Origin of the sequence: Sulfitobacter sp. SK012, assembly GCF_003352085.1 — a bacterium.
GTDB lineage: Bacteria > Pseudomonadota > Alphaproteobacteria > Rhodobacterales > Rhodobacteraceae > Sulfitobacter.
In genome coordinates this window covers 1,620,212-1,643,705 of record NZ_CP025804.1, presented here as the reverse complement: position 1 = coordinate 1,643,705, position 23,494 = coordinate 1,620,212, and the positions used below count along the sequence as shown (strand labels likewise).

At 57.3% G+C, this 23,494-nt stretch carries 22 protein-coding genes; 6 read left to right on the top strand and 16 right to left on the bottom strand.

Annotated elements, in window-relative coordinates; genetic code table 11:
- Nucleotides 1-36 precede the first annotated feature (36 nt).
- The gene (locus C1J03_RS07960) at nucleotides 37-231 is read left to right on the top strand and encodes a DUF6324 family protein (RefSeq protein WP_114885344.1); all 195 of its coding nucleotides are present in this window, start codon (nucleotides 37-39) and stop codon (nucleotides 229-231) included.
- A 4-nt stretch (nucleotides 232-235) separates the two neighbouring features.
- Here the strand turns inward: C1J03_RS07960 and C1J03_RS07955 are convergent, their stop codons facing one another.
- Nucleotides 236-694: an MmcB family DNA repair protein gene (locus tag C1J03_RS07955; protein ID WP_114888912.1), complete on the bottom strand. Its 459-nt coding sequence runs from the start codon at nucleotides 692-694 to the stop codon at nucleotides 236-238.
- A gap of 119 nt (nucleotides 695-813) precedes the next feature.
- On the opposite strand from C1J03_RS07955, the gene C1J03_RS07950 reads away from it, so the two are divergent.
- Both C1J03_RS07950 and C1J03_RS07945 read left to right on the top strand, forming a co-directional pair.
- On the top strand, nucleotides 814-2,100 hold the full coding sequence (locus C1J03_RS07950) for a hypothetical protein (protein WP_114885342.1): 1,287 nt from the start codon (nucleotides 814-816) through the stop codon (nucleotides 2,098-2,100).
- Entirely contained in the window at nucleotides 2,097-2,858 is a 762-nt protein-coding gene (locus C1J03_RS07945) for a hypothetical protein (protein WP_114885340.1), read from the top strand. The genes C1J03_RS07950 and C1J03_RS07945 overlap by 4 nt, the downstream gene beginning before the upstream one ends.
- 241 nt (nucleotides 2,859-3,099) lie before the next feature.
- On the opposite strand, the gene C1J03_RS07940 is transcribed toward C1J03_RS07945, so the two are convergent.
- From C1J03_RS07940 to C1J03_RS07920, 5 genes are all read right to left on the bottom strand, one after another.
- Complete coding sequence (locus C1J03_RS07940) at nucleotides 3,100-3,792, bottom strand: sulfotransferase family protein (RefSeq protein WP_114885338.1); 693 nt, start codon at nucleotides 3,790-3,792, stop codon at nucleotides 3,100-3,102.
- Between the two features lie 2 nt (nucleotides 3,793-3,794).
- Nucleotides 3,795-4,274 (bottom strand): transcription antitermination factor NusB, encoded by a 480-nt coding sequence (gene nusB, locus C1J03_RS07935; protein WP_114885336.1) that lies wholly within the window; start codon nucleotides 4,272-4,274, stop codon nucleotides 3,795-3,797.
- Nucleotides 4,271-4,822, bottom strand: a complete 552-nt coding sequence (locus tag C1J03_RS07930; protein WP_114885334.1) for a 6,7-dimethyl-8-ribityllumazine synthase — start codon at nucleotides 4,820-4,822, stop codon at nucleotides 4,271-4,273. The genes nusB and C1J03_RS07930 overlap by 4 nt, the downstream gene beginning before the upstream one ends.
- A gap of 4 nt (nucleotides 4,823-4,826) precedes the next feature.
- Complete coding sequence (gene ribB / locus C1J03_RS07925; RefSeq protein WP_114885332.1) at nucleotides 4,827-5,951, bottom strand: 3,4-dihydroxy-2-butanone-4-phosphate synthase; 1,125 nt, start codon at nucleotides 5,949-5,951, stop codon at nucleotides 4,827-4,829.
- A gap of 69 nt (nucleotides 5,952-6,020) precedes the next feature.
- Entirely contained in the window at nucleotides 6,021-6,608 is a 588-nt protein-coding gene (locus C1J03_RS07920; protein ID WP_114885330.1) for a riboflavin synthase, read from the bottom strand.
- A gap of 150 nt (nucleotides 6,609-6,758) precedes the next feature.
- Here C1J03_RS07920 and C1J03_RS07915 point away from each other — a divergent pair, with 150 nt between their 5' ends.
- From C1J03_RS07915 to C1J03_RS07905, 3 genes are all read left to right on the top strand, one after another.
- Entirely contained in the window at nucleotides 6,759-8,051 is a 1,293-nt protein-coding gene (locus tag C1J03_RS07915) for a capsule biosynthesis protein (RefSeq protein ID WP_114885328.1), read from the top strand.
- 115 nt (nucleotides 8,052-8,166) lie between these two features.
- Complete coding sequence (locus tag C1J03_RS07910; RefSeq protein WP_114885326.1) at nucleotides 8,167-9,303, top strand: polysaccharide biosynthesis/export family protein; 1,137 nt, start codon at nucleotides 8,167-8,169, stop codon at nucleotides 9,301-9,303.
- 6 nt (nucleotides 9,304-9,309) lie between these two features.
- A complete protein-coding gene (locus C1J03_RS07905) occupies nucleotides 9,310-11,346 on the top strand; it encodes a capsular polysaccharide biosynthesis protein (protein WP_114885324.1) in 2,037 nt (678 codons plus the stop codon).
- Nucleotides 11,347-11,350: 4 nt separating this feature from the next.
- Here the strand turns inward: C1J03_RS07905 and ribD are convergent, their stop codons facing one another.
- The 10 genes from ribD to C1J03_RS07855 form a co-directional block, all read right to left on the bottom strand.
- Nucleotides 11,351-12,439, bottom strand: coding sequence for a bifunctional diaminohydroxyphosphoribosylaminopyrimidine deaminase/5-amino-6-(5-phosphoribosylamino)uracil reductase RibD (ribD, locus tag C1J03_RS07900; protein WP_302661619.1), 1,089 nt, complete (start codon nucleotides 12,437-12,439; stop codon nucleotides 11,351-11,353).
- Nucleotides 12,436-12,903, bottom strand: a complete 468-nt coding sequence (gene nrdR / locus C1J03_RS07895) for a transcriptional regulator NrdR (RefSeq protein ID WP_114885322.1) — start codon at nucleotides 12,901-12,903, stop codon at nucleotides 12,436-12,438. The genes ribD and nrdR overlap by 4 nt, the downstream gene beginning before the upstream one ends.
- Nucleotides 12,904-13,072: 169 nt before the next feature.
- Nucleotides 13,073-13,486, bottom strand: a complete 414-nt coding sequence (locus C1J03_RS07890) for a hypothetical protein (protein ID WP_114885320.1) — start codon at nucleotides 13,484-13,486, stop codon at nucleotides 13,073-13,075.
- A gap of 346 nt (nucleotides 13,487-13,832) precedes the next feature.
- Nucleotides 13,833-15,830 carry an RNA polymerase sigma factor RpoD gene (rpoD, locus tag C1J03_RS07885; protein WP_114885318.1) on the bottom strand — a complete coding sequence of 666 codons (1,998 nt, stop codon included), beginning with the start codon at nucleotides 15,828-15,830 and terminating at the stop codon, nucleotides 13,833-13,835.
- 130 nt (nucleotides 15,831-15,960) lie between these two features.
- Nucleotides 15,961-17,943 (bottom strand): DNA primase, encoded by a 1,983-nt coding sequence (gene dnaG / locus C1J03_RS07880; RefSeq protein ID WP_114885316.1) that lies wholly within the window; start codon nucleotides 17,941-17,943, stop codon nucleotides 15,961-15,963.
- A 48-nt stretch (nucleotides 17,944-17,991) separates the two neighbouring features.
- Nucleotides 17,992-18,303 carry a hypothetical protein gene (locus tag C1J03_RS07875; protein WP_114885314.1) on the bottom strand — a complete coding sequence of 104 codons (312 nt, stop codon included), beginning with the start codon at nucleotides 18,301-18,303 and terminating at the stop codon, nucleotides 17,992-17,994.
- Between the two features lie 32 nt (nucleotides 18,304-18,335).
- Nucleotides 18,336-18,875, bottom strand: coding sequence for a sarcosine oxidase subunit gamma (locus C1J03_RS07870; protein WP_114885312.1), 540 nt, complete (start codon nucleotides 18,873-18,875; stop codon nucleotides 18,336-18,338).
- Nucleotides 18,868-21,804 carry a sarcosine oxidase subunit alpha family protein gene (locus C1J03_RS07865; protein ID WP_114885310.1) on the bottom strand — a complete coding sequence of 979 codons (2,937 nt, stop codon included), beginning with the start codon at nucleotides 21,802-21,804 and terminating at the stop codon, nucleotides 18,868-18,870. Before C1J03_RS07865 ends, C1J03_RS07870 begins: the two co-directional genes overlap by 8 nt.
- A complete protein-coding gene (locus tag C1J03_RS07860) occupies nucleotides 21,801-22,064 on the bottom strand; it encodes a sarcosine oxidase subunit delta (RefSeq protein ID WP_114885307.1) in 264 nt (87 codons plus the stop codon). The genes C1J03_RS07865 and C1J03_RS07860 overlap by 4 nt, the downstream gene beginning before the upstream one ends.
- Before the next feature lie 73 nt (nucleotides 22,065-22,137).
- Nucleotides 22,138-23,391, bottom strand: a complete 1,254-nt coding sequence (locus tag C1J03_RS07855; RefSeq protein ID WP_114885305.1) for a sarcosine oxidase subunit beta family protein — start codon at nucleotides 23,389-23,391, stop codon at nucleotides 22,138-22,140.
- Nucleotides 23,392-23,494 lie beyond the last annotated feature (103 nt).

Genomic DNA, 23,494 nt, shown 5'->3' with positions numbered 1-23,494 from the left:
AGCGATCCCCACCATCCTAGGACTGGAGTAAGCACCATGGGCATCGACACTGAACGCGACATCGAGGCGAACCTGCAGATCGGCCCGACCGACAATGGCATGGTCCGGCTTTTTATCGAAGCAAATGGAATTGAGATCCCAATGGATTTCACAGCGGACGAAGCCCGCGAAATTGCAGAAGAAATCATGGCAGCCGCCAGCAGCTTGGGCGGCAAAAAGGGCAAACGCTAAGCTCTTAACCCCATTCCGGCATCATGTCCGGATCGCGCAGTATTTGGAGCCGCCGTGCGGCACAGGTAGCAAACTTCTGGACCACGACCTTGCGCCGCGCTGGCGCTAGTTTGGTTTCTGGCCCCATGCGCAGGGTCTCGGCCCCGTAGGCATCCGCAATGATCAATCCAGCATCCTGTGGCAGCAGATCGGTTGGAAAATCTGCATCCACAGCAAAGAAAAAGCGGTCCGCCCACTCCAGATAACCCTGCCATTTGGCGTCCGACATAAAATCTGCACGGCTGGACTTGCATTCAACCACCCAAAGTTCGCCTTTGGGGCCAAGCGCCATCACATCAACGCGCAAACCCCGTGTTGGCACGAGCTCTTCTACGCAAGCAAAGCCACACGCAGAAAGGTGCCGCGACACGCCGCGCGCCAGTAATTGCCCCGGTTGAAAATTCTGAAGTCCGTTTTCTATCATGCCCGCAAGTATGAACAATACGTGAACATGCGCAAGCCTTTTGCCCTGCAGCGCCCCACAGACTTGGTCTTTGCCCCACCAATCCTTATCTTCACCAGTGGTGAGCAAAGGAGATAACCATGGCCGATCAGCAGGACCCGTCGACAAAAGCGCGCGGCGTTCGGTACGCACGCGAGCTTGAGGACCACCTGAGTTGGCTTGATACCTTCTCCGGAACAGCGCTTGGCGTGCTGGCGGTTGCCTCCGGGATCTATACCTATTTAGGCGTGTCGTCCTTGCTTGATGATACTGGCGCGATGTCTGTATTCGCCGCGATCGCCTATTCGGTTGCCGTCTCCGTCGGCATATTTGTCTTTTGGTCCTACATGCTCCGGCTTTTCCCGGCGGTGCGCGGCGCACGGGCCCGCGTCGCTTTATTGGGCGCAATGGGCTTTGGCTCAGTTGCGATCATCGCCATGTCGAGCTGGCTCAATGCCGCCGCTCTTGCGGGGTCCGCGGCAGTCGAACAGCACCTTGCCAAAACTGTGCAAGAATACCAAGTCTCACTAGAGCGCGCCCACGAAATTGCCACTTCTGCCCAAGGGCTTGAACGTGACGTCGCCCGAGTGCGACAGTCGTTTGAGGACCTGAGCGAACAAGAAGCGGCGGGTGGTCTTTCGGGCCTTGCTGGGCGTGGTGCCGTCTTTCGCGTGCTGCGCCAGAAATCTTCTGAACTCTCGGGGTTAGAAGCGCAAATCGCCACCCAGACCCCGCTGGTCCAATCGGCCTTTGTCGAAGGCAACGCCATCCTTAGCCGCATGCGCGCCCTTACAGTTGAACCCGGCCCAGTTGAGGCACGCTCCGTCGAATTCTCCGAACAGGCGGTGCGTCTGGCTGGTCTGATCACGCAACTGCGCCAGCTTTCTGTAGCCTCTCTGGTGGAACGTGCCGCCCAAGATCTCTCCGCTTCCGTCGTGCTGCCAGAACTAGACGGGCGAAGCGCCGAAACGCGGGGCGACCAGGCCGCGACCATCACATCCGTACTCGAAGTCCTTGCCCAACGCGCCGCCACGCTGGAAAGTGCTGCCCAATCAGTTCTGGCCATGCCGCCCCCGCGCGAGACCACCTACACCCCGATCTCAAGCGCCGATGCTGTGATCCTATATGCTCGTAATTTTGCACCCTCATGGGCCGGCGCCATCGCAATTGACCTACTGCCCGCCGTGTTGGTTTTCATCTTGGCCATCACCCAATCCGCCATCCGGTCAGGCCGCGAAGGCACCAACATTGAGGATAGCTTAACCTTGGCCGAGCTGCGCGCAGCTGTTGCCGTCATGCACGACATGGATGCAGCATTTAAAGCGGCACCAGAGGTTCCCGCCAAACCGATCAGCGCACCCAGCGTCACGCCAATCAAATCATCATGAGCACCGTCAAAACAAAACAATCCCCCGTCGCGCGCGTGCTCATGGGCGTGCTGATTTTTCAGCTTGGCCTTGGCGTATTGCTCTTTGCGGGTGATCTGCAGAATGGTTTTAGCCTGCCACGCTTTGGCCCAAAAGCACCGTCCTTGACCGAACCTGTGCGCCCCGGCGACCAAACCCGCCGCTTTCGCCTTGACAGCGCGCCACCGGGGGGCCGTCCGATGCCAAGCACGCCCCTGCCCGGTCGGTTGGTCCTAACACCTGTCGCCGGCGGTACCGCGGTTCTCTTGGAAGGTGCAATCAGCGTTGGCGATGCAGAACGGATCACCAAACAAATCACTGCGCTCGCTCCTGCACCCACGCGCGTGATCCTAAACTCCCCCGGCGGTTCAGTGCGCGATGCGCTGCGCCTTGGTCGCGAACTGCGCGACGCCGGGCTGACGACTGAGATGCGCGAAAACGACATCTGCTATTCCGCCTGCCCTTACCTGCTGGCCGCGGGGATTGCCCGGGACATCCCTGAAAGCGCCTCTGTCGGGGTCCACCAACATTTCTTTGGCGAAAACACCTTTCTGCCCGCATTTGTCGCCGTTGAAGATATCCAGCGCGGTCAGGGCGAGGTCATGCGTTACTTTTATGAAATGGGGATTGATCCGCTGGTCATGCAACACGCGCTCGTGACGCCGCCCAATGAGATTTACGTGTTGCTGCCCGAGGAATTGCTACGCTACGGGTTTACACAAAGTCCTGAGACTGAGTAATCGGCCCTTGCCGTAGCCCTCGCGCCACCCTACCTAAGGGGAGTGGCGGGTTCTGCCCTGCTCGACTGACGTTAATTCCAGTGGCCTTAAGCAAATCCTCGGATGCTGGCTCTGTCATGACCCTGGTCACGTTACCTGGCGCCCACCTGTACATACAGGTCCCCGGGAATAAAACCGACCCGGCAACGGCGGTCCCGTCACACTTCTGCCGCTGATTGCGATGAGTTGCCCAGAGAGGCTTTCATTCCTTGAGATGATCGAGCCGCTGCGCCAAGATTCGCGTTACCAGTGCCGGATCGTAGGGTTCGCGCAGGAAGCGGAACAGACCCTTTAGCATGCTTGGATCGGCTATATACTTGTCGTAATGCACCGCGTGACATTGCCGTGGATTGGCCTTGATGAAACCAGCAAAGAGCCGTTCGGCCTTTTGCAATGTCTCTTCTACCTTCTCGCTCTCTAGATTGCGCCACCATCCGGATCGCGCCACATCCTTGTGGTTGCGGGTATTGAAAATGAACTTTGCATTCGGAAAGCAAACTTTCAGGAAGTTGAGATGCAAAGAGAACAATTTCGGATGATTGTGATACCTGATTTCCTTGAATCCCGATACCCGCACGCCCGGTGATGGACAGAGCACGGTTTTCACAAACGCTTCTGCCAGCGCGGCACCGTACGCAACAGCATCAATATTCTCCGCCCCGTACCATGGACTGGTAGGCGCGCTTACTATTCCTGACTGACGGCGGTTTGTAATTTGCTCGGAATTCCGTATTGCGCCCCAAGCCTGCGCAAGTTGAAGGCAAGTATTCTGGTTTTCCCCCCGAATTTCATAATCCGGCAACGAATTGAGTAAATTTTGCAGAAGCGTCGACCCGGACCGCCCATATGTCACGATAAAGACAAAACTCTCGGGCGACGCATAGGACGAATTCATGCTCAAAACGCTTCTGGCCGGGCCTCGCGGGCCATATGATCGAGTACGCCGTTGACGAATTTCGATTCCTTGCCATCTGGGAAGAACGCGCTCGCCAGATCAACATATTCGGCAATCACAACTTTTGGTGGCGTGGCACTATCGCGAAACTCAGCCCCTGCCGCACGGAACAGCGCTCGCAAAGTCGGATCGATACGTGCAATGGCCCATTTTGCCACCAGCGCGCGGTCGGTCAATTGGTCGATCTGGGCCTGATAATTCACGGCATCTTCAAGAACGCTCGTAAAGAGGTCGCTGTCGCCCTCTTGAAGCTCGTCTCCGTCCATAATCTCGCCAAAGCGGTGATTAAGGAACTCCATGCGCACCATGTCGACAGTCATGCTGGAGTGTTCCATTTGGAACAGCGCTTGGACGGCATAAAGCCGCGCTGCACTGCGCATTTTACGCTTTTGGTTGCCGGACAGGGTCGTGGGATTGTTCATGCGATTGTGTTTCCGCTTTCGTCGCCGGCCATCAAGGTATCATGGCCGAATGGCTTGAACCCGATGCCCTTGCTTTGGCCGCCCCATTTACGGGCGAGCGCGATCAGATGCAAGGCCGCTGCCGCCGCCCCGCCACCTTTGTTTTGACCATCCGCATCCGCACGCACTTCTGCTTGCTTGCGGTTTTCAACAGTGAGGATGCCATTCCCGATGCACAGCCCCTGCAAACCCATCAACTGCAGCGCGCTTGAGCTGTCGTTACAGACTGTCTCATAATGCGTCGTTTCGCCCCGGATCACACATCCCAGTGCCACGTAGCCATCAAAATTGCTTTTGCGGTCAGAGATGCCGATGGCCGTGGGGATTTCCAACGCACCGGGCATTTCGACGACTTCCCACTTTACTCCTGCGGCCTCAAGTTCGGTTTTGGCGCCGCGCAACAGGCCCGCAGCAATATCGCTGTAATAGGGCGACACCACGATCAAGACCTTTACCGGTTCATCAAAGCTGGGGCGCGCCAGAGTGGTATGCGCTATAGATGCGGCCATGGAATTACTCCGTCGTGATGGGGCGTGTGCCCACAATTTCTAGTTGGTAAGCATCAAGACCCAAATACCGCGTATCAGGATTGTCGGTCAGCAACACCAGCTCGGTCAGCCCAACGGAGGCCATGATCTGCGCCCCCAGCCCGGTACGTTTGATGGTGCGTGGGCCGTCATCCTCATCCCCTTCAAAGCGCAGGCGCGGAAACGGATCGCGAAACAACAACACTGCCCCGCGCCCTTCATCCGCGATGATCTGCATCGCGCGTGGCAGTTCATTTGCGGGGCTGGGACCAAGGCCCAAGATATCCTCAAGCGCATTAACAGCGTGGGTCCTTACCAGCACTGGCTCTGGCGTGCTCAGATCGCCCTTGCTGAGCATAACGTGGTCCGTGCCGCTGATTTGATCGGTAAAGGTACGCATCATCCAATCGCCACCATAGGCGGAGGTTACCGTGCGGCTGTCGCGTTCTACCAGCAGGTTGTCATGCTTGTTACGGTAGGTGATCAGATCGCTGATGGTGCCGATTTTCAGGCCGTGTTCCCGGCCGATCTCAACAAGGTCCGGCAACCGCGCCATGGTACCGTCTTCTTTCATGATTTCGCAGATCACGCCCGAAGGGTTCAGCCCCGCCAAACGGCTTAGATCGACCGCAGCTTCGGTATGTCCTGCACGCACAAGCACGCCGCCTTCGCGGGCGCGCAGCGGAAACACATGGCCCGGCGTTGCAATATCAGCAGGCCCCGCCTGTTCCGAAATCGCGACCCCAACGGTCAGCGCCCGATCAGCCGCCGAAATGCCGGTCGTCACGCCTTCGCGCGCTTCAATGCTGACGGTAAACGCCGTCTCGTGACGCGAGGAGTTATTCACGGCCATCATCGGCAGACCCAGATGGTCGATCCGCGAAGACGCCATTGGCAAGCAGATCAATCCACGCCCATGCTTTGCCATAAAATTGATCGCGTCGGCATCGGCAAATTCCGCAGGAATCACAAAGTCGCCTTCGTTCTCACGGTCTTCGTGATCGACGAGGATGAACATGCGTCCCGCCTTGGCTTCAGCGATGATTTCCGCAATGGGCGAAATCGCGCCAGCAAGTTCTGCTTCGACGGGTCCGGGTTCTTCAAAATTCATCGCATCTTTTCCTTAGCCTCTTGGCCGCATGCTCTAGCCCAGCCAGCGCGGCAAGGCCAGCAGTTCACCTTAGGACATCTCAGCCAGTCGCGCGACGTAACGTGCAAGCGTGTCGATCTCGAGGTTCACCTGGTCGCCCACCTCTACATCACCCCACGTGGTCGCAACTTTTGTGTGAGGAATGAAATTGATCCCAAAATCACAGCCGGACACCTCGTTTACCGTTAGCGACGTGCCGTTCAACGCAACGGATCCTTTTGGGGCCACGAACCGCGCCAAATCTTGCGGCGCACGCAATGTCACACGGGTGCTGTCGCCGTCATCCGCCATGGCGATCACCTCTGCGACACCGTCAACATGACCCGAGACGATATGGCCGCCCAGCTCATCACCGACCCGCAAGGCCCGCTCTAGATTGACGCGCCGACCCGCTGTCCAGCCACTCAGATTGGTTTTGCCCACCGTCTCGGCGCTGACCTGCACCTCGTACCAGTCAGCCCCCAACCCCACGACCGTCAGGCAAACCCCATCGCTAGCAATAGAGGCACCTAGGTCAATGGTCCCTGTATCGTAGCCACATGTGATGCGCGCGCGCAGGTCGCCTTCTTGCTCCAGCTTGGCAATGATGCCGATATCGGTAATTATCCCGGTGAACATAGCACTTCCCCGCGCTGTTAATTGCCCTTGATCAGCTCTGACCTAACCCCACGACGCCTTTCTTACAAGCAAGCGAGACTTTCTTGGGGTCATAATTTAGACAGCATCATATGCCCTAGTGGCCATAACTGAGTGAACCGAAAGCCTATAATGACCAGTGCCGCCCCCGATGATCGGGTGTTTTTGTTTCTACAAGGACCACATGGCCCGTTTTTCAATCGGCTGGGAAAAATGCTGCGCGCGGCAGGTGCACAGGTCTGGCGCGTTGGGTTCAATGCTGGTGATCGCGCGTTCTGGTTCCACCCTAGCAGCTACGTTCCCTTCCGTGGCACCCCTGAGGAATGGCCGCAGACCTATGCGAAATTGTTGGCCGACAAAGGTGTCACCGACATTGTCTTATACGGTGATACACGGCCCATCCACGCTGCGGCGGTCGCACAGGCCAAAACCCTCGGCATCACGGTGCATGTGTTCGAAGAAGGATACATGCGGCCCTATTGGGTCACGTATGAACGCGGTGGCTCCAACGGGAATTCGCGCCTGATGGAGATGACTATCCCTAAGATGCAGGACGCCCTTTCCAAGTCGGACATGGAAGCTCCCCTGCCCCCCGGGCACTGGGGCGACATGCGCCAGCACGTCTTTTATGGCGCGCTGTATCATTGGTTTGTGATGTTCCTAAACGGCAAATACGCCAACTTTCGCCCCCACCGCGCAATGCCGGTGACCAAAGAATTCCGGCTTTATCTGCAACAACTTGTCTTGATGCCGTTTCATGCGATTGAGCGGCGTCTGGCCACCCTGCGCATCCGGCGCAGCGGATTTCCCTACCATTTGGCCCTCATGCAGCTTGAGCATGACAGCTCCTTCCAAAAGCATTCTCCGTTCGAGACGATGACAGATTTTCTTGAGTTGGTTATCGACGGATTTGCTGCCGGCGCCCCCAAACATCACCACCTTGTGGTCAAAGCTCATCCTTTGGAAGACGGCCGCGTGCCGGTGCGCCGCGAAATCAAACGCTTGGCCAAATCACGTGGCGTTCAAGGACGTGTCCACTATGCGCGGGGCGGCAAGCTGGCGCAGCTCTTGAATGATGCACGCACCGCTGTGACCGTGAATTCGACTGCTGGCCAACAAGTGCTCTGGCGCGGCATCCCGCTTAAGGTGTTTGGCCGCGCGGTTTATGAACAACCAGAATTCGTATCCGATCAGCCTTTGCCAGAGTTCTTTGCCGCAGCTGCCCGCCCTGACAACCGGGCTTACAAAGATTACCGGCGATATTTGCTGGAAACTTCGCAGCTTCCGGGCGGGTTTTATTCATCGCGAGGGCGGCGGCAACTGCTGCGCCAAGTGGTCGACATGATGCTCAGCAGCGATGATCCCTACGATGCGCTGGGTCTAGGGACCGCGGCACCAAGGCAACAGTTACGCGCTGTCACATGACATAGGCTTGGCCTGACAGTAGATTTTCCCAGCAAGCTGCGCTAACGTTCGGAATAATACGTCGAATTAATCGGCGATTTTGAGGCAGATAAGACTAGGTCGAGGAGACCGGGCAGTGAAATCCGTACCGTACCGGTGGGCGCGTCCCATCGCCCTTTTAGCGGCGCTTGCCGTTGTTTCTTCCTGTGGCTTGCCGCAGGTGGGGCCTAACAAAGAACAGATTTATGCGGGTTCAGTCCAGCGTGAAGGCGACGCATTCGTTGTTTCAGTCAATGATCGCGTGACCCGTGCAACTGCCGTCACCGAAGCGCTTGGCTTTGACACCAAATTCAAAAATGCGGCCCAGGTAGGCTCTGACACGATCCGCGCGGGCGACGTGCTGGGTATCACTGTTTGGGAAAACGTCGATGACCCGCTGCTGGGCTCCGAAGGAACGGATGCCGCCATTCTTGAAGAAGTTCAGGTTGATGGCGACGGCTTTATTTTCATTCCATACGCTGGCCGTATCAGCGCTGCGAACAACTCGCCAGAAGCAATCCGCCGCATCATAACCGATAAGCTCTCCGACCAGACGCCAGATCCACAGGTGCAGGTGCGCCGAGTTGCTGGTGATGGTGCGACCGTATCGCTTGTAGGGTCTGTCGGCGGTCAGGGCGTTTATCCGATTGAACGCCCCACCCGGACACTGTCAGCCATGCTCGCACGTGCAGGTGGTGTGACGATTGAACCTGAGATTGCCCAGATCACCGTTATTCGCGGAAAATCCGAGGGAACAATCTGGTTCCAAGACCTCTATGGCAATCCCGAACTTGATATCGCACTGCGTGGCGGCGATCGTATTCTGGTCGAACAAGATACCAGGTCTTTCACGGCCTTGGGCGCGACGGGCACACAAGCACGTGTCGCGTTTGAATCCCAGAACCTGTCAGCAATTGAGGCCATCGCCCAAGTGGGCGGTCTATCCTCCTCTGCGGCTGACCCTACTGGTGTGTTTGTGATGCGCAACGAACCCGCATCAATCTCAAATCAGGTCCTCGGCCGCACCGATCTGATCGGTGCGCAGCGTATGGTTTATGTGCTCGACCTCACACAACCTAACGGCATGTTCATGGCCCGCGATTTCGTGATCCGTGACGAGGACACAATCTATGTTACCGAAGCTCCCTGGACCCAGTGGAACAAGGTTATTTCGGCCATCACGGGTGCCACCCTCTCGGTCAGCGGGATCACCTCGCTCGCCACAGGCGGTTAACGGCCCATGGCTCTAGGGCCTGAAACTTATGACACGAACGCCGCCGGCCCTGAAAAGGACCGGCGGCTTTTCATCTTTAATGGTGGATTTCTAACCCAAAAACGCGTGCGGCGTATCTTGGCACTGTCGGGATATTCGCTGCATTTAGGGCTACCTCGCGATGGCGATAGCGTCGCAATCTGGGGCAATGCCGGGACCGCCCACCGCGGTCTTGTGATTGCAGCCAAGCGCGGCGCACCGATTGTGCGGATCGAAGATCCGATGCTGCGGTCCCTAAAACCCGGGCGTTCAGGCGAGCCGCCCTTGGGACTGCTGATTGATCACCGTGGCAATCATTTTGACCCTGCACAGCCCTCTGATCTTGAGGTTTTGCTGGCCACTCATCCGCTGGATGATACGGCCTTGCTGAACCGCGCCCGCGCTGCACTGGCTCGGTTGGCAGAGGATCATCTGACCAAATACGCCGCCGTCCCACTTGATACCCCTACCCCCGAACCGGGCTACGTGTTGGTCATCGACCAAACGCAAGGCGACGCGTCTGTCACCGCCTCCGGCGCGGATCGCGCACGGTTTCTGGAGATGCTGGTTTATGCCCAGCAAGACCACCCCGGTGCGCGCATCTTGATCAAGTCGCATCCTGAGACTGAGCAGAGCCACCGCCCTGGCCATTTCGGCCCCGACGATTGTTCAGACCGCGTGTCCATATTCAGCGATCCAATCAGTCCTTGGACATTGTTTGAAGGCGCGATTGCGGTCTACACGGTGTCATCCCAAATGGGGTTTGAGGCAATCTTTGCAGGCCACAAACCGGTCCTGTTTGGGCAGCCATTTTATGCGGGTTGGGGCCTGACAACAGATCACTTCGAGGTTCAGCGCCGACAGCGACGCCTCACCCGCGCACAGCTTTTTGCAGCGGCAATGATCCTTTATCCGCGCTGGTATGACCCTTACCGTGACCAACTCGGGACCCTTGAAGATGCCATCGATTGTCTGTCCGCCCAAGCCCGAGCATGGCGCGAAGACCACCTTGGCTGGGTTGCCTCAGGCATGCGCATGTGGAAACGCAAACCGCTTCAGGAATTTTATGGCCGCCACAAACCGATGATCTTTGCGGAAGGCCCTTCACAGGCGCGTGCCACGGGGCGTCCCTGGATGGTCTGGGCGGGCAACGCCGAAGTCGGGCATGCTGACGCGGTGCGAGTCGAAGACGGGTTTTTGCGTTCCCGTGGATTGGGTGCCACGCTTATTCCGCCGCTGTCGTTGGTCAACGATGACTTGGGCATCTACTATGATCCAGACCGCCCTTCGCGGCTTGAAAAGTGGATCGAGAAACGCACCAACTTGCGTCCGGACCAAGAAATCCGAGCAGCGGCTTTGATCAAAATGCTGACGGACAAAGGCCTTAGTAAATACAATCTGCCCGGCTCCGCCGATCTTGATGCGCTACCCTCTGGGCACCGCATTTTGGTTCCAGGCCAAGTCGAGGATGATGCATCAATCCTCAAGGGTGCGAGCGATGTGCGCACCAATCTGGGCTTATTGCAGGCCGTGCGTGCAGCTCATCCTGACGCCGTAATCCTCTACAAACCGCACCCAGACGTGGAGGCAGGCCTGCGCAGCGGGGAAATCGACGCGAGTGCAGTCGCTGACCAGATATTAACCCATGTAGACCCCATGGCGCTGCTGCCTGCAGTGGATGAAGTTTGGACCATGACGTCGCTGCTTGGCTTTGAGGCCTTATTGCGCGGCGTGAGTGTCACCACACTAGGCGCACCGTTTTACGCAGGCTGGGGGCTGACCAATGATCTTGGGGACGTCCCACCGCGCCGCCGTGCACTGCCGACACTCGGAGGGTTGGTACATGCCACCCTCATTGACTATCCGCGTTACCGCGACCCAGTCACGGGCCTGCCCTGCCCTGTCGAAGTTGTGGCAGAACGGCTTATGTTTGGAGATATTCCACGCTTAGGGCCGGGAAACCGCGCCCTGTCAAAGCTGCAGGGGCTGTTCGCCAGCCGCAGCCATCTGTGGCGTAAAGATTGACCGCTTAGCCGCGGGTCCAGACGTGCAGCGTATCAGGGCCAATTACCTCGACGCTTTCCAAAACATATCGAGGCGCGTTGCTAAGCCGCGACAGACCCATCGCACCGATGCCAGGCAAGCCTTCGGCACCAATAATCACGCCTGCCGTAAACCCTACCAAGCGGTCCACCAGATCAGCTTCAATCAACGATGCAGCGAGCGCAGAGCCACCTTCGCAAAAGACCCGCGTTAACCCATGCCCGCCCAACTGTTGTAAGATATCCCGTGGATCAAGCTGGCTTCCTTTCACTGCGCAGGGCAGCAGCGTAGCACCCAAATCACGCCAAGTATCAACCAAGCTGCGGTCCGCATCATGCCCGTGGCATAGGATCAATGGCACCTCAGCGGCACTGCGCGCAAGCTGACCCATCAACGGCAGATCAAGCCGGCGCGACACAACCACACGGGCCGGTTGGCGCGCGATGCCAAGGTCGCGCACCGTTAGCGACGGATCATCCTTGCGGGCCGTGCCACCGCCTACCATAACCGCGTCATGACGGCTCCGCATCATGTGCACAGCGCGGCGCGCATGGGGTCCTGTGACCCACTGGCTTTCGCCTGTGCCGGTCGCAATGCGGCCATCAAAACTGCTGGCAAGCTTCAGCGTGATCATGGGTCTGCCCTGCTCAACCCGCGTAAAAAATCCGATGTGATCTGCACCTGCATCACGTTCAAGAACGCCGAGCTTGACCGAAATATGCGCCGCGCGCAGCATCTCGATACCGCGTCCGCTTACCCGGGCATCACAATCGCCCAAAGCCACTACAACCCGCCCGACGCCTGCGTCAACGAGGGCTTGCGCACATGGCGGCGTCTGGCCGGTATGAGAGCACGGCTCAAGTGTTACAAAGACATCCGCGCCGCGCGCCAGTTCACCAGCTTGCGCCAATGCTTGCGTCTCTGCGTGAGGGCGGCCACCTGCGGCTGTCCAGCCACGCCCAACAATCCGCCCAGCGTTCACAATAACGCAGCCCACTGCAGGGTTCGGCCAAACCGATCCCTGCCCGCGCCGCCCTAAACTAAGGGCCAGCGCCATGTAGCGGGAGTCGTTCACGTCTCGGGAAGGCCGTCCGGGCGCAATTCCTGAACGAACTTATCGAAGTCATCCGCAGCCTGGAAGTTCTTGTAAACGCTGGCAAACCGCACATAGGCCACGGTGTCGATCCGGGCCAGCGCCTCCATCACAATCTCACCGATCTGCTTGGAGCCAATGTCCGTTTCGCCCATGCTTTCCAGCCGTCGCACGATGCCAGAAATCATCTGATCGATACGTTCAGGATCAATGGGGCGTTTCTGCATGGATATCCGAATGGATCTTTCCAACTTGTCCCGATCGAAATCCTCGCGTTTGCCGCTGGATTTGATCACAACCAGATCGCGCAGCTGTACGCGTTCATAAGTGGTAAAACGCCCACCGCATGCTGGACAGAAACGACGGCGCCGGATCGAAACATGATCCTCCGCGGGTCGGCTGTCTTTTACCTGGGTGTCAATATTTCCGCAAAATGGGCAGCGCATCGCCGTCCCCCTATTTTCTGTCTCGTCCGCCTCAATTGTGGGATCATTGCCCCACTTGTCCACAAGTATAAGTCACCCACAAGGTTTTGGGTAGAGGGGAAATGCTGCCGCTACATGAGCGTTGCGGCAGCACCATAAGCTGATCAAAATAGCGGCACAGCACTGCAAATCAACGCAGGACAGTAACCTGTAATCCGAGACCATCGACTGGGCAGGCGGTTTCCGCTGTCCCTGTTTTAAAAGACAATCCAGGTTTGCGCACGCTGAACGAATAGCTCGATGATGCGTCCTTAACCTGCGCTGTGGTGAATATTACGCCTTTGCGTCCGGGCACATTTTGGGAAGCCTCCCGAGCTCGTGTGATCGTAAGGGTTCCGCGCCCTTGGCCAAGGACTTCGGTCGCATATATCGATGCAGCACACCACAATTGCGAGGCTCCGGCACCGTCGTTTTCGATCACTTCGAAACTGTCATTGGAAATTGGGAAAACTGGGATTCTATAGCGCTGTAGTGTCGGGAACCCGACTGCCGCAACAGCTGTGGCCAAGGTCAAGCCTGTGCAAAGTAATAGTGTTTTGATCATCCGGAAGTCTCCTTTAGAAACTAAATAGTCTTGAAACAACTTAGCGCCAGCCTGCGAGGTCGGACAAGTCCAAGATACCCAGCTTTGCCAGATGCGATAGCAACTACGGGGGCAACCGGATCAGTGACAGACCAAAGACCGCGCAAGCGACATCACCAAAGAACTCGGTGCAGAAGTGAATGCGGCGTGGTTTTGGCGGTCGGTGTGCTTTGGGCCGGAATTTATGACAAACCAAGCCTGAAGGTCCGGCCAAGCATTGAAAATGGCATTGCGCCCTGCTGAAAAGAAAATCCGCCCGGGGGGCCTGCCCCCGGACGGATTTAAATCAGTTTCATTTCTGCAAGTTTTACTGGTCCAGGAAAGACCGTAACTTGCGGCTACGCGATGGATGCTTGAGCTTGCGCAGCGCCTTTGCTTCGATTTGACGGATACGTTCGCGTGTAACGCTAAACTGCTGGCCAACTTCTTCCAGCGTGTGATCCGTGTTCATCCCGATACCAAAGCGCATCCGCAATACACGCTCTTCGCGCGGTGTAAGGCTTGCCAGAACGCGCGTCGTGGTTTCCTTGAGGTTCTCTTGAATCGCGCTGTCCAAGGGCAGCACAGCATTCTTGTCCTCAATGAAGTCGCCCAGCTGGCTGTCTTCTTCGTCGCCAATCGGCGTCTCCAGCGAAATCGGCTCCTTGGCGATTTTCATCACCTTGCGCACTTTTTCAAGCGGCATTTGCAGCTTTGCGGCCAGTTCTTCTGGCGTCGGCTCGCGGCCAATTTCGTGCAGCATCTGACGACCTGTACGCACCAGCTTGTTGATCGTTTCGATCATATGAACCGGAATACGGATCGTACGGGCCTGATCCGCAATAGAACGCGTGATCGCCTGACGGATCCACCACGTCGCATAAGTTGAGAACTTATAGCCGCGACGATATTCAAACTTGTCCACGGCTTTCATCAAGCCGATGTTACCTTCTTGAATAAGATCAAGGAATTGCAGGCCGCGGTTCGTGTACTTTTTCGCTATCGAGATCACCAGACGCAAGTTCGCTTCGACCATTTCTTTCTTGGCCTGACGCGCTTCTTTCTCGCCCTTCTGAACCTGCTGCACGATGCGGCGAAACTCAGGGATATCCAGACCTACATACTGACCGACCTGCGCCATATCAGAGCGTAGCTCGTCGACTTTTCCGGACGAGCGTTCGATAAACATCTGCCAGCCGCGACCGGCCTTACCTGCCATCCGCTCCATCCAATTTGGATCAAGCTCATAGCCACGGTATTCATCCACAAATTCCTTGCGGTTGATGCGCGCTTGGTCTGCCAGCTTCACCATTGCACTGTCGATTTGCATGATGCGGCGGTTGATGCCGTAAAGTTGGTCAATCAACGCGTCGATACGGTTGTTGTGCAGATGTAGCTCGTTCACGAGCAGCACGATCTCTGACCGCAGTTTCTGATAAGCCTTTTCATTCTTTGCAGAAAACGACCCGTCTTCGTTCAGCGTAGCGGAAATGCGGCTGTCTTGCATCTCGCTTAGCTTGACATAGTCATCGGCAATAATGTCGAGCGCTTCCAAAACCTGTGGTTTCAGGGCCGCTTCCATCGCAGCAAGCGACATGTTGGCCTGTTCGTCATCATCGTCGTCGTCATCATCATCTGCAGTAATCGGATTGCCATCGGCGTCCAGCTCTTGGCCACCCTCGGTTTTTGTCTGGGCCGTAGGAGCGCCAAAGGCAGGAACGACAGGTGTCGTCGCCTCTTCTTCGCCCATCTGGGTGCCAAACGTGGCTTCCAGATCGATAACGTCGCGCAGCAAAATGTCTTCGGAGAGAAGTTCGTCACGCCAGATTGTAATCGCTTGGAAGGTCAGCGGGCTTTCACACAGCCCTGCGATCATCGTGTTGCGGCCAGCCTCAATACGCTTGGCGATGGCGATTTCGCCCTCGCGGCTCAGAAGTTCAACTGAGCCCATCTCACGCAGATACATCCGTACAGGGTCATCTGTGCGGTCCAACTTTTCTGTCGTACTCGCTGAAAGGGTCAAGTCACGGTTGTTATCCGTTGTGGCCACCTCGGTGCCACCCTTGGCATCTTCATCCTCTGCGTCTTCGTCTTCGTCTTCGATGATGTTGATGCCCATTTCGCTGAGCATCGACATCACGTCTTCGATTTGTTCGGACGAGACCTGATCAGGTGGCAGAACAGTATTCAGCTGATCATAAGTGATGTAGCCCTTTTCGCGGGCATCACCGATCATCTTTTTGACTGCGGCCTGACTCATATCCAGCGAATGGCCGGAATCTTGGTCGTCGGTTTTGGCGTCTTCGTTGGTGTCTTTGGCGGCCATGAAAGCTCCTATGGGTCTCTCGCGAATCACTAAGGTGATTCGGTTTTTCGAATCATGCGGGGTTTGGGGTGATTCTTAAACCCATAAGCCCTTCTTTTCAGTAAAATGCGGGCAAAAGGCCACGCATTGCTTAACTGTCTTTTTCTGCACGCCCTTTGGGCTTGGCAAAGGTAATCTGATCTAGGAGCGCGTCCAGTGCGCTACGTTCGTCTCTTTTGATGCGCGCACCGTTGTCACCCAGATCATATTCCGCCTTATCTTCTTGTCCGCTTCGGTGCGCCCGGTCCGACGCACGCGCCGCTTCGGACAACCTCCATGTCACACCTTCGTCCGCCACGCCGCTCAAATCCTCTGCGGCATCCGCTATCTCATCCGCCAGTCCGCGCACGGCCTCCAGCTTGGCCAATTCTTCGGTCACCGTCATTGCTGTGATCTCCGCATTTCCGGGCGAACGCACGCAAGGTGTAATGGCAACGTGGCTTTGACCCAGCAGATTTTCAAGGGCTCCGCCCCCAAGCGCGCTCATTATATTTTGGCGCAACACCTCCGGACCTTGGGCCGCGTGGCGTAGAATCAGGTCGCGCAAGACGGCGTGCTGGGTGTCAGTGCAGGCCATGCTCTCCAGCCCGTTTTCAAAATCCTCGACCACCTCAGGACAGCAGATACAGGCCGCAAGGATCACCGCCTCGCGCAGATGATCTGTGGCACGCGCATCTGGCGAGGTCGCAAGAACGGAAGATTTAGCGCCAGCCGACGGTCCCTCTGGCGCGCCCTTAAACTTCGCGCCCGGCACCCATTTTGCGCCAGTTTGACGCGATCCACTCCCTTTTGAGCGGAAAAGCTGCCAACGCAGGTCCTTGATTTCCTGACCGTAATGGCTGCGGATTGATGGATCTTTGATCAGCTTGATCTTTTCGCGCAACGCCTTGTCCAGCCCGGCTTTGCGCTCTGGGCTGTCAAAAACACGTCCTTCAGTCTCGCGTTGCCACAAAAGCTGCACCATGGGCTGGGCCGCATCCAAGAGTTTTTGCAGCGCACCTGCCCCTGCACTGCGAATAAGATCATCAGGATCCTGCCCGTCGGGCATCATCGCGAACCGCAGGCTTTGCCCCGCCTCCAAAAGAGGCAGCGCCAGATCGATCAGCCGCAGCGCCGCGCGTTGGCCCGCAGTATCGCCGTCCAGCGTGATGATCGGCTCAGGTGCGATGCGCCACAACATTTGCAATTGGTTTTCGGTAATCGCAGTGCCCAAAGGTGCAACCGCCGCACCAAAGCCCCCCTGCACCAAGGCGATCACATCCATATATCCTTCGGCAACAACCAAGGGCTGTCCCTTGCCCGCGGCCGTACGCGCGTCCTTCACATTATAAAGACTGCGGCCCTTATCAAACAGTGCCGTTTCGGGTGAATTGAGGTATTTCGCCTTGTCCTCAGGGTCCATCGCGCGGCCCCCAAAGGCAATCGCACGCCCCCGCGCATCGCGGATTGGGTACATGATCCGACCACGGAACGTATCATAGGGCTTGCCGCCTTTGGTGCTAGGCTTTGCAAGGCCCGCACCAAGGATGAGATCATCCGCGATGCCCTTGCCCTTGAGGGCATCCCAAAGACCTTGCCAGCTGTCGGGGGCAAACCCGATCTCCCACCGCTCAAGCGCTTCATCATCCAAGCCGCGGCCGATCAGATAGTTGCGCGCCGCCTCTGCCGCACCAGTCTTGAGCTGCAGGCGAAACCACCGCACCGCTAGTTCCATCACCTCAGAGAGCTCCGTGCGCAGATCAGATTTCTCCTGCGCACGCGGATCGCGTTCTGGCATTGGCATCCCAGCTTCGCGGGCAAGAATCTCAACCGCCTCCATGAAACTCACATTCTCCGTCTCGCGCACAAAGGAAATCGCGTCGCCCTTGGCATGACAACCAAAGCAATAGTAAAATCCCTTGCGGTCATCGACGTGAAAGCTGGCCGATTTTTCTTGATGGAATGGGCACGGAGCCCACATATCGCCTTTGCCCTGATTGGATTTGCGCGCATCCCACATGACCTTACGCCCCACCACCTGTGACAGGCTGGCGCGGGTCCGTAGTTCATCCAAAAATCCAGGGGGCAGGCTCATGCCACTTTATATTGGGCGCGCTGGATCAGAGTCCAGACGCAGACGTGCTTACTGCTGCAAACAAAGTTCTTTCCAACCCGCTTGCAAATCGGTGGTGCGCACTTCTTTCATCCGCATCTCATAAATCCACGGGGCAACCAGCGGGATGACGGCATTGTACTTTTCTGGCCACGTAGGTTGCGTCTTGGCGATATGTTCCGGCACAGAACGCTCGCGCACCCGAGCAATGCGCGCTTGACGAACGGCCTCAACAACATTCCCCTGATACGCACAATCGGTTTCTTTGGCCGATGCAGCCAACAAAGGGGCCGCAGGCAGCGCCAAACAACATACGACAGCGAATTTTACGAAACGAACCATTTTAGTCTCCACATCTTGATTTCACCCCCAGCCTAACGCCGAGACGCGACCCCTGCCATAGCTGTCTTTAGCTCATGCACCATCGTACCTGCCATTGATCGAAACACCGCGATCATAAAGCTTTGGGAGCCCAGTCGCGTGACGCTGCAGGCCATATGCCCCAGCTGCGTACGCCCGGTGTGACCGCGCTTGAATTGCGCAGGCCTTAGATCAAGCGGCATAAGACGCGCCAAAACTTGGTCTGCGCCCTCGCCATTCAACGTGACCACGGCCCAACCGTCGGATTGATCAACAACCGCACCATGTTTGGCCAATTTCGCATCCGGCACAGGCCCCATCAGCAACGCCTGCCCCCGTCCAAACCAGATACAGCGCGCGCCCTCTTTACCCGTACTGCGCCCCGGTACTGGCAACGCCATCCCATGAGCTGCTTCCAAAACGTTCGACATTTTGGCATCGGCAAACGGGCCAAGTATCGTCATCTGCCCGGGATCAATCTCTTCCAGCGTTACGCCGCCAATCTCCAACGGCAGCAACTCAGCACAGGGTGTTTTTGACGTCAATTCAACCACGTACACGCCCTCCTGTTGGGTCGACAAAGACGGGGCTGCAAATTTCAACCTCAGCTTCAATGGCGCGCAGATGGTCGACCATGCGCATCACTTCACCTATTCGAGCAGGTCCATTTTTGACGAACCCCAAGCCGACATAGGTTCCCACATCAGGCGAGAACGCCACGGATGTCACATAGCCTTGGCCGTTTTCGCGCACCGCGTCGTCACCTTCAGCAAAGACATGCGCGCCCGCCGTCAGCTGTTTGACCGAACCTACAGGTTTTAGCCCGACCAGCTGTTCGCGATTGTCATCCACCAGGCCCGGACGCGCGGCCATCACCTTGCCGATGCAATCCTTTTTGGCGGACACCATCCGCGCCATGCCAATGTCGAACGCGGTTGTGCGGCCATGGATTTCTGCGTGGGTGATATGCCCCTTTTCGATACGTAGCACATTCAACGCTTCCATCCCGTAAGCCCCACCGCAAAGGGCTTCACTGCGCTGCACCAACTCAGCAAAAAGCGACGCCCCGTAGCGCGCAGGCACCGCAAGCTCATAGGCGTGCTCGCCCGAGAAAGAGATGCGGAACAGCCGCCCTGCAACACCCGCAACCTCCATCTCTCCGCAGGCCATGAACGGCCAGGTTTCATCGTCGATCTGCCCATCCAACAGACCGTTCAACAGCTCGCGCGATTTTGGCCCGGCCACAGCAAACTGCGCCCACTGCTCCGTCACCGACGCAATGTTCAGCTGCCATTCAGGATGCAAACATTGCGCGACAAATTCCAAATGCCGCATCACATCGCCAGCTGCAGCGGTTGTGGTGGTCATCACATAATGCGCGTCACCCAGCCGCGCGCAGGTGCCATCATCCATGACGGTCCCATCTTCACGCAGCATCAAACCATAGCGCACTCGGCCGACCTTCAGCGTCGAGAACATGTTGGTGTAGACCAAATCCAGCAACTTGGCCGCGTCCGGCCCCTGAATATCGATCTTGCCCAAGGTGCTGACATCGCAAACCCCAACAGTCCCGCGCACAAAACCTACCTCGCGGTCACAAGACTGCCGCCATGTCGTCTCACCGGTGCGTGGGAAATAGCTGGGGCGGTACCATAGCCCCGCCTCAATCATTGGCGCGCCCATCTTGGTGCTTTGCCTCTGCGAAGTTGTATAACGTTCGGGCGCAAAACCTGTGCCCTGTGCGCCTGCCCCCATCGCCGCAATCGCGACCGGTGTGTAGGGCGGGCGAAACGTCGTGGTCCCCGTCTCAGATATGCCGCGCCCCGTTGCATCCGCCAGCACCGCCAAAGCCGCCATGTTGGAATTCTTACCTTGATCGGTCGCCATGCCTTGCGTGGTATAACGCTTCATATGCTCAACGGATTTGAAATTCTCAACTGCGGCCTGTTTGATGTCCTTCACGCTCACATCGTTCTGAAAATCGAGCCAAGCACGCCCTTTACCTGCTACGGCCCAAAGTGCGCGGATGCGGTAAGGTGCATCTTCGGCCGTAGGCAAATCCACAGCTACAGGCTTCTTGCCCAGCGCCTTTAGTGCATCCGCTGCGGCGCGCACGCCATCTGCCAAACACGCTGCCGTCGAAAACACGCCATTGCACGCGCCCGCAGACACCATATTTGGCACTGAACCTTGGGTCGGGACAAACGCCTGAATGTCGTCGCGCCACGTGGGCCGCCCGTTCATATGGCAGGTCAAATGCACCGTCGGGTTCCAGCCCCCCGACATCGCCAGGCAATCTGTCTGGACCGCAAAATTCCCATCCATGGTTCGGATTTGAATGCTCTCAAGCTGTTTGCGGCCAGAGCTGCCATAAACCTGCGCACCTCGGTAAACCGGATAAGGCACATTGCCCGGATCGGCTTCGGGCCGGCTGTCGATCAGGGCAGCCACATGCACACCTGCCGCGGCCAGATCACGTGCGGTGCGGTGGGCGTCATCATTGTTGCCAAAGACCGTGACGTGTTTGCCCGGGCTGACCCCCCAGCGATTGAGGTATGCGCGCACCGCCCCCGCCGTCATGATCCCTGGTCGGTCGTTGTTTTGAAAGGCCACGGGCCGCTCCAGGGCACCTGCCGCAAGCACCGTCTGTTTGGCCGCAATACGCCAGAAGCACTCAAGCGGAACGAGCATTTCGCGCGCGCCGTGATGGTGCCCAACGCGCTCCAGCGCACCGTAGGTGCCGCCATCATAAGCCCCTATGACCGTCGTGCGGGTCATCAGTCGAACATTATCCATCGACGCAAGCTCTGCCACGATATCTGCCGCCCAAGCAGCACCATGCTGGTGGCCAACGGCGTCGCTCTCCGCCAGCAATCGCCCCCCCATCCGCGTGTCTTCATCGCATAAGATCACGTCAACGCCGGCCCGCCCTGCTGTCAGCGCGGCCATCAACCCCGTGGGACCCGCCCCAATCACCAACAGGTCACAATGGGCAAAGGCGCGTTCATATGTATCGGGATTGCTTTGACCGCTCAAACCACCCAGGCCTGCTGCACGCCGAATGATCGGCTCATACAGCGCTTCCCAAAACTTCTTGGGCCACATGAAAGTTTTGTAGTAAAATCCCGCTCCCAAAAACGGCGCGGCAAAGTTGTTCACGGCCATCACATCAAAATTAAGCGACGGAAACGCCGACTGTGAACGCACCTTCAGCCCGTCGTAAATCTCCTGCACGGTGGCGCGCACATTCGGCTCTGCTCCGGCGCCCTCGCCGATGGTCATTAGGGCGTTGGGTTCTTCGCTGCCTGCACTCAAAACGCCGCGGGGTCGGTGATATTTGAACGATCGGGCCATCAACCGCACCTCATTGGCCAATAGCGCTGACGCGACAGTGTCCCCGGCAAATCCACCATAGCTTTTGCCGTCGAACGTAAACGACACCGGCTTGCTACGGTCGATCAATCCTTTGCCTGCAATCCTCATCGCGCAGCCTCCGCTCCCAAAACCACTTCGAATATCTCGTGGGTTACGGTATCGCGGGTCACAACAACCCAAGCTCCGCAGCCCCCCTCGTGTTGCCATAAATCGCGGGTGCGTCCAGCGGGGTTATCGCGCAAATGTACGTAATCTTGCCATGCGGTTTCACCCGCGTCAGGCGCAGGACGGTTCAAAGCAATCGCGTCGCCCTTGTAATAATACTCGCGTCGGTCACGCTCTCCGCATATCGGACACTTGATCCTCATGCCAACACCCCCAATAGAGCCGCAGCCCTTGCTTCATCCCTCAAAACGAACTCAAGACCAGTCATCGGCATCCTCAATGCAGGTTATGCTGAGAGCCGGTGCCCTCTTCGTCCAAAATCCCAACGCCGCTGCGAAAGCGGTCCAATCGGAACTTGGCGGCTGGGGCGTGGTGGTCCCCTGTGGCCATCAAATGTGCCAAGCTGTAGCCTGATCCCGGCACCGCCTTGAACCCGCCGTAACACCAGCCGCCGTTGATGAACAAACCTTCGGTTTCGGTCTTGTCGATAATGGGCGATCCGTCTGGCGTCATGTCCATGATCCCGCCCCAACTGCGCAAAACCTTGGCCTTGCCAATCATCGGCATCAACGTCATCCCTGCTTCCATTACATGCTCGGCCATCGGCAAATTGCCTCGGCTGGCATAAGATGCATAGAAATCCAGATCGCCACCAAACACCAACCCGCCTTTGTCCGACTGGCTGATATAAAAATGTCCCATCCCAAAGCTGACCACATGATCGATGACGGGTTTCAGTCCTTCGGTCACGAATGCCTGCAAGACATGGCTCTCGATTGGCAGGCGCATGCCCGCCATCGCCGCCACCTGACCTGAGCGACCCGCAACCACGATCCCAACCTTTTTGGCTCGGATCGACCCGCGTGTGGTTTGAACGCCGCGCACTTTGCCATTCTCAATGTCGATGCCGGTTACCTCGCACTGCTGGATCAAATCTACACCGCGTTGATCTGCCCCCCGCGCATAGCCCCACGCCACAGCATCATGCCGCGCGGTCCCGCCGCGCCCATGCAACAAGCCACCATAAATAGGAAAGCGCGCAGTGTCGAAATCCAGATAGGGCAGGTATTTGCGCACGCCCTCGCGGTCCAAAAGCTCGGCGTCGTCTCCTTGATTGATCATCGCATTTCCGCGCCGCGCAAAGGCATCGCGCTGGCCGTCGGAATGAAAAAGATTAATCAAGCCGCGCTGTGAATGCATAACATTGTAGTTCAGATCTTGTTCCAGCCCCTCCCAGAGCTTGAGTGAATGCGAATAGAATTCCGAGTTCCCCTCAAGGAAGTAATTCGCCCGCACAATGGTCGTGTTCCGTCCAACGTTACCGCCACCCAGATAGCCTTTTTCCAACACAGCGATATTGGTCATTCCGTGATTTTTGGCCAAATAATAAGCAGTCGACAACCCGTGGCCGCCGCCACCAATGATGATTGCATCATATTCAGCCTTGGGCTCGGGGTCACGCCAATGGGGACCCCAACCCTTATTACCGGTCAAGCCTTCACGCAGAACGCGCCATCCTGAAAACCGCATTAGATTCTCCTTGCTGAACCGGGCAAACCATAGCCGCCATAATATGGAGTATCAAACCGCGTATTGCCGTCCACCCATATTTCCGACCAAGCGATGTCGCGTG

Bases quoted from the DNA above. Each gene is read 5' to 3' on its own strand.
- C1J03_RS07940 (WP_114885338.1), bottom strand. From the start codon at position 3,792: ATGAATTCGTCCTATGCGTCGCCCGAGAGTTTTGTCTTTATCGTGACA.
- C1J03_RS07950 (WP_114885342.1), top strand. From the start codon at position 814: ATGGCCGATCAGCAGGACCCGTCGACAAAAGCGCGCGGCGTTCGGTAC.
- C1J03_RS07930 (WP_114885334.1), bottom strand. From the start codon at position 4,822: ATGGCCGCATCTATAGCGCATACCACTCTGGCGCGCCCCAGCTTTGAT.
- C1J03_RS07945 (WP_114885340.1), top strand. From the start codon at position 2,097: ATGAGCACCGTCAAAACAAAACAATCCCCCGTCGCGCGCGTGCTCATG.
- ribB (WP_114885332.1), bottom strand. From the start codon at position 5,951: ATGAATTTTGAAGAACCCGGACCCGTCGAAGCAGAACTTGCTGGCGCG.
- dnaG (WP_114885316.1), bottom strand. From the start codon at position 17,943: ATGAGCCTGCCCCCTGGATTTTTGGATGAACTACGGACCCGCGCCAGC.
- C1J03_RS07905 (WP_114885324.1), top strand. From the start codon at position 9,310: ATGGCTCTAGGGCCTGAAACTTATGACACGAACGCCGCCGGCCCTGAA.
- nusB (WP_114885336.1), bottom strand. From the start codon at position 4,274: ATGAACAATCCCACGACCCTGTCCGGCAACCAAAAGCGTAAAATGCGC.
- C1J03_RS07865 (WP_114885310.1), bottom strand. From the start codon at position 21,804: ATGAGGATTGCAGGCAAAGGATTGATCGACCGTAGCAAGCCGGTGTCG.
- rpoD (WP_114885318.1), bottom strand. From the start codon at position 15,830: ATGGCCGCCAAAGACACCAACGAAGACGCCAAAACCGACGACCAAGAT.
- C1J03_RS07955 (WP_114888912.1), bottom strand. From the start codon at position 694: ATGATAGAAAACGGACTTCAGAATTTTCAACCGGGGCAATTACTGGCG.
- C1J03_RS07915 (WP_114885328.1), top strand. From the start codon at position 6,759: ATGACCAGTGCCGCCCCCGATGATCGGGTGTTTTTGTTTCTACAAGGA.
- C1J03_RS07890 (WP_114885320.1), bottom strand. From the start codon at position 13,486: ATGATCAAAACACTATTACTTTGCACAGGCTTGACCTTGGCCACAGCT.
- C1J03_RS07960 (WP_114885344.1), top strand. From the start codon at position 37: ATGGGCATCGACACTGAACGCGACATCGAGGCGAACCTGCAGATCGGC.
- C1J03_RS07855 (WP_114885305.1), bottom strand. From the start codon at position 23,391: ATGCGGTTTTCAGGATGGCGCGTTCTGCGTGAAGGCTTGACCGGTAAT.
- C1J03_RS07860 (WP_114885307.1), bottom strand. From the start codon at position 22,064: ATGAGGATCAAGTGTCCGATATGCGGAGAGCGTGACCGACGCGAGTAT.
- nrdR (WP_114885322.1), bottom strand. From the start codon at position 12,903: ATGCGCTGCCCATTTTGCGGAAATATTGACACCCAGGTAAAAGACAGC.
- C1J03_RS07920 (WP_114885330.1), bottom strand. From the start codon at position 6,608: ATGTTCACCGGGATAATTACCGATATCGGCATCATTGCCAAGCTGGAG.
- C1J03_RS07875 (WP_114885314.1), bottom strand. From the start codon at position 18,303: ATGGTTCGTTTCGTAAAATTCGCTGTCGTATGTTGTTTGGCGCTGCCT.